This window comes from Mycobacterium sp. (genome assembly GCF_032162605.1).
In the GTDB taxonomy this organism is placed as follows: Bacteria; Actinomycetota; Actinomycetes; order Mycobacteriales; family Mycobacteriaceae; genus Mycobacterium.
The window spans coordinates 1-5,065 of record NZ_JAVROT010000108.1; the positions used below are offsets into that span (position 1 = coordinate 1).

Annotated in this window: 5 protein-coding genes; 4 read left to right on the forward strand and 1 reads right to left on the reverse strand. The window is 68.6% G+C overall.

What is annotated here, in order from left to right; translation table 11 throughout:
• From QOI01_RS06650 to QOI01_RS06665, 4 genes are all read left to right on the forward strand, one after another.
• Window positions 1–469: PH domain-containing protein (locus tag QOI01_RS06650; protein WP_526379391.1), on the forward strand; the 469-nt coding region annotated here is incomplete at its 5' end.
• A gap of 53 nt (window positions 470–522) precedes the next feature.
• Window positions 523–1,950 (forward strand): PH domain-containing protein, encoded by a 1,428-nt coding sequence (locus QOI01_RS06655; RefSeq protein WP_526379395.1) that lies wholly within the window; start codon window positions 523–525, stop codon window positions 1,948–1,950.
• 45 nt (window positions 1,951–1,995) lie between these two features.
• A complete protein-coding gene (locus tag QOI01_RS06660; RefSeq protein WP_526379392.1) occupies window positions 1,996–2,808 on the forward strand; it encodes an HAD-IIA family hydrolase in 813 nt (270 codons plus the stop codon).
• Between the two features lie 145 nt (window positions 2,809–2,953).
• A complete protein-coding gene (locus QOI01_RS06665) occupies window positions 2,954–4,285 on the forward strand; it encodes an NAD(P)/FAD-dependent oxidoreductase (RefSeq protein ID WP_526379393.1) in 1,332 nt (443 codons plus the stop codon).
• Between the two features lies 1 nt (window position 4,286).
• Here the strand turns inward: QOI01_RS06665 and QOI01_RS06670 are convergent.
• The coding region (locus QOI01_RS06670) for a helix-turn-helix transcriptional regulator (protein WP_526379394.1) at window positions 4,287–5,065 on the reverse strand (779 nt) is incomplete at its 5' end.

Below are 5,065 nucleotides of genomic sequence, written 5' to 3' on the forward strand. Positions count from 1 at the left end.
GCCGAGCCGCAAGGCCCCGCTGGTGTGGGCGCTCGCGGCGGCGATCCCCTGGGGGCTTCTCGCCGTTGCGCAGGTGGTGTGGTCCGTCCTGGACGCGCGGCTCGGCTGGCTGCACGCCGTGGCCGCACTCGCGACCGTTCTCGGCATCGTGACGTTCGTGGTGGTGGCGCCATGGTGGCGCTACCGGGTGCACCGCTGGGACGTCTCGCTGGAGACCGCGACACCCGCGGTCTACACCAGGACCGGCTGGCTGGTGCAGGAGCGGCGCATCGCGCCGATCTCCCGGGTGCAGACCGTCGACACCCACCGCGGCCCCTTGGACCGGTTGTTCGGCCTTGCCGACGTCACGGTGACGACCGCGTCGTCCGCCGGGGCGGTGCGCATCGTCGCGCTGGACTCCGACGTCGCCGATCGGATCGTCGCGCAACTGTCCGACGTCGCCGCGATCGGTGACCGGGACGCGACGTGACGGACCTGGCCCCGCCCGATCCCACATCCCAGTGGCGCCGGTTGAGTCCCCGGATGCTGCTGGTCCATCCCGTGCACGAGGTGCTGAGACAACTGCCGTTGCTGATCGGGTCGATCGTGCTCGGGTCGGCGACGGGCAACTCCAGGTGGTCGATCGCAATACTGGTGCTTCTGGTCGTGTTCGGCATCGCGCGGTGGTTCACGACCACCTACCGCATCGATGCCGAGCAGATCCAGCGCAGGCAGGGTGTGCTGCAACGCACGGTTCTCTCGCTGCCCCGCAACAGGATTCGTTCGGTCTCGACGGATGCCCGGTTGCTGCACCGGCTGCTCGGTCTGACCGTCGTCAGGGTCAGCACCGGTCAGGAGGCGAAGGGCGACGCCGAGTTCACGCTCGACGCGGTGCGGTCCGAGGACGTGCCGCGGCTGCGCGCGATCCTGCTGGCCGACTCGCTCGCCGCGGAGCTCGAGACGCCGACGCCGGACCGGGTACTTGCCCGGTGGCAGCCGTCGTGGTTGCGCTACAGCCCACTGAGCTTCACCGGACTGGCGATGATCGCCGCCGCCGTCGGTGTGGTCTATCAGACGGGAGCGGCTGCGGTGCTTGGGGACTCGCGGCTGGCCAGGGAGGGCCTCGATGCGGCTGAGCGGTTCGGCGTCGTCCTCACCGTCGCCGTGGGCGCGCTCGTCGTGGTGGCGGCGTCGGTGCTGCTGTCGGTCCTGCGCTCGTTGGTGACGTACGGCAACCTGGTGCTGTCCCGGCGTGACGACGGCGCGGGCGAAGGTGTGCTGCATCTTCAGCATGGCCTGCTCCGCGCGCGTGAGCATACCTACGACATGCGGCGCCTACGCGGTGGCACGGTCCGTGAACCCCTGTTGGTGCGAGCCTTCGGCGGCGCGAGACTGGACGCGGTCATGACCGGCGTCGACGGTGCGGGTGAGGCGTCGCTGCTGCTGCCGCCGTGCCCCCTGGCCACGGCCGAGGCGGTGCTCACCGAACTCATCGGCCGATCCGACGTCGTCCGCGGCGAGCTGCGGAGTCACGGCCCCGTCGCCACCCGCAGACGCTGGACGCGGGCGTTGACGCTTCCCGCGCTCCTCGGCGTCGCCCTGGCAGGGTTGGCGCTCGTCGTCTCGGTGCCGCTCTGGGCGTGGGTGCCGTGGGGGTTGGTGACCGCGGCCGCAGCGCTTCTGGCCGCCGACCGGTCGCGCGGGTTGGGGCACCGTGTGGGCGACGGCTGGCTCGTCGCGCGGTCGGGCACCCTCGACCGGCGTCGTGACTGCATCGCCGCCGCGGGCATCATCGGCTGGACGGTGCGCCAGACGTTCTTCCAGCGTCGGGCCGGGATTGCCACGTTGGTGGCGGCGACCGCGGCGGGAGTGAAGGGCTATCGGGTTCTCGACGTGCCCGCCGAGGTCGCCTGGTCCGTCGCCGCCACTGCGTCACCCTGGGTGGCCGAGAATGACTGGGCTCACTCCTGACGGGTCCGACTTGCGCTGGTGGGTTTGCCGTTTAACCTCGGCAGCATGGCTATCGGTGGAGTGTTGTTCGACATCGACGGCGTTCTGGTGACTTCCTGGAAGCCCATCGCAGGCGCTGCAGAGACGTTGCGCGTGCTCGCGGACAATCAGATCGCCAGGACCTACCTCACCAACACCACCACCAAGACCCGCCGTCAGATCGCCGATCTGCTCACCGAAGCCGGGATGGACGTCACGTCCGACGAGGTCGTCACGGCCGCCGTGCTCACCGCCGACTACGTCCGCGACCGCTATCCCGATGCCACGTGCTTCCTGGTCAACAGCGGGGAGATCGGCGAGGACATGCCCGGCATCGACGTCGTCTACGCCCACGACGTGGCCGGCTCTGAACCCGAGACCCCGGACGTCGTCCTGCTCGGCGGAGCCGGCTCCGAGTACGACCACGTCACGCTCAGCCGCGTCTACGACTGGATGTGCCAGGGGGTGCCCGTCGTGGCGATGCACCGCAGCACGTCGTGGAACACCGCTGCGGGCTTGCGCATCGATACCGGCATGTACCTGCTCGGCATGGAGCAGACGTCTGGGCGCAAGGCCGTCGCCGTCGGCAAACCGGCTCCGGAGGGGTTCCTCGCCTCCGCGAGCAGACTCGGCGTCGACCCCGAGGAGATGTACGTGGTCGGCGACGACCTCAACAACGACGTTCTCGCCGGACAGGTCGTCGGGATGACCGGTGTGCTGGTACGCACCGGAAAGTTCCGGCAGGACACGTTGGACCGTTGGGCCGCAGACGAGTTCGCGATGCAGCCCAATCACGTGATCGACTCCGTCGCAGACCTTCCCGAACTGCTCGGGCTGTAGTCGCGGGTCAAGATCAACCGTTCGGTTGATGTTTCGCCTCGCCGTGACTGATTGATTGGGCTCGGGGCCAACGGGGGGTTGGCCCCGACGCTGGGGGGCGGCGATGGCGCGGATCGGGGAGCATGCGGTAGTTCTCGGAGCGAGCATGGGGGGACTGCTCGCGGCCCGGGTGCTGAGCGACTTCTACGACCGCGTCACCGTCGTCGAACGCGACGTGCTCAACGACGAATCGGTGGCCAGGCGGGGTGTGCCGCAGAGTCGGCAACCCCACGTGATGCTGGCGCGCTGTGGTGAGATCGCCGAGGAACTGTTCCCAGGTCTGCTTGCGGAGATGGTCGCCGCCGGAGCGCACCGTTGGGCCGACGGCGACCTGTCCCGCATGCGGGTCGACTTCGGCGGACACCTGCTCAAGCAGCAGGGCACCATCCCGGATCCCGACTCGCTGATCAACCACTTCGCCAGCCGGCCGTTCTTCGAGTGCCACGTGCGCCGCCGGCTGCGCGCTCTTCCCAACGTGACGGTGCTCGACGGTCACGACGTCGTCGACCTGATCCCATCGGGTGAGCGCATCACCGGCGTGATCCTTCACCGGCATGCCGACGGCTCGGTGCCCAGCCTGCATGCGCAGTTGGTCGTCGACGCCACCGGCCGCGGCTCACGTACCCCGGTGTTCCTGGACCGGCTCGGCTACGGCAAGCCGCCCGAGGACGAACTCACGGTGCGCATCAGCTACGCCAGCATGACCGTCCGAATACCCGAGGGGACCCTTCGCGAGAACATCATCGTCAAGCTGTTCGAGCCGGGCCGTCCACGAGGCTTCTTCATGTTCCGCTGCGAAAAGGACACCTGGATGGTGGGCGCGGGCACGGTGGGGGGACTGGAGCCACCATCGAATCGGGAGGAGTTGCTGGACTTCGGCGTGGGGCTCACACCTGCCCATGCCCTCGAGGCCGCCCGCGCCGCCGAGCCGCTGGCCGGCGTCAGCATCCATCGCTTCCCGGCCAACCGGTGGCGGCGTTACGACAAGATGGCCTGGACTCCGGACGGTTTGGTGGTGATGGGCGACGCCGTCTGCAGCTTCAACCCGATCTATGGCCAGGGCATGACGGTCGCCTCGATCGAGGCACTGATCCTGAGGGACTGTCTGAGACGCGGGGACGGGAACCTGCCGCGGCGCTTCCACCGCGCTGTCGCGAAGAAGGTCCGGGTGGCCTGGCAGACGGCGGTCGGTTCCGACCTGGCGCTACCGGAAGTGCCGGGGACACCGCCGCTCTCGATACGGGTCACCAATGCCCTCCTCGACCGGGTCCTCACTGCCGCCGAGTCGGATCCGTTCGTCGCCCAGGAGTTCCTGCGGGTGACCGGGATGCTACAACCGCCAAGGCGAATGTTGATGCCGTCCTTCGTATTTCACGTCGCAAGGGCGAGCCACCGACATCGCGCGGAAGCGACACCCGAGGTGGTGGCCGCGCTCTGAGTCACGGGGTGATCGTCAGCAGCAGCCGGACCAGTTCCGCCTGCCGGTGGGTTTCGGTCTTGGAGAAGACGTGGTGAAGGTGCGTCTTCACCGTCGCCAAGGACAGCGACATCTCCTCCGACATCGGCTTCAGGCCATCGCCACGCGATACCCGTACGGCGATCTCCGCCTCCGCTCTGGTCAGTCGGTAGAGGCGGCTGAGCAGGTCCCTGGAAGGTTCGGACTGGCGCTCCGGGTCGATGACGATCACCAGCGCTCGAGGTTGGTCCCCGTCTGGGCCGGACGACGTGAACGGAACGACGTGGATGACGTACGGCCGCCTCCCCTCGATCCGAGGGCATAGCAGCGAGCTGCCGCAACGCGCTTCGGATTCGTTGCAGCCCATGGCTTCCAGGATGCTGCGGTGCAACGCCGCGTCAACCGAAGGAACCTTGAGCCCGAGGCGGCCCGACCGCACCCAGGGTCCGTCGCCTGCCGCGACGATGTCTTCGGCGATCCGGTTGAGGTGCATGACGGCGGATCCCGGTGCGACGACGAACACTCCATTCCGCATGCTGTCGACGGCCTCGGCGAGGTCATCGGCTTTGTGCACCAGATCATTGAGGTGACTCTGCGAGCGCAGCGCCTGTTGAAGGTGCGGTACCAGGGCGTTGACGAATTGGACGCGTTCGGCCGTCGCGAAGCCCTCGGTCCCCTTCGCCGCCGCGACGAGGAAGCACGTCGGCAGAGGTCCGCCGGTGAGGCGCACGAACAGGCCGTCCTGCATCCCGTGGGGGTGCA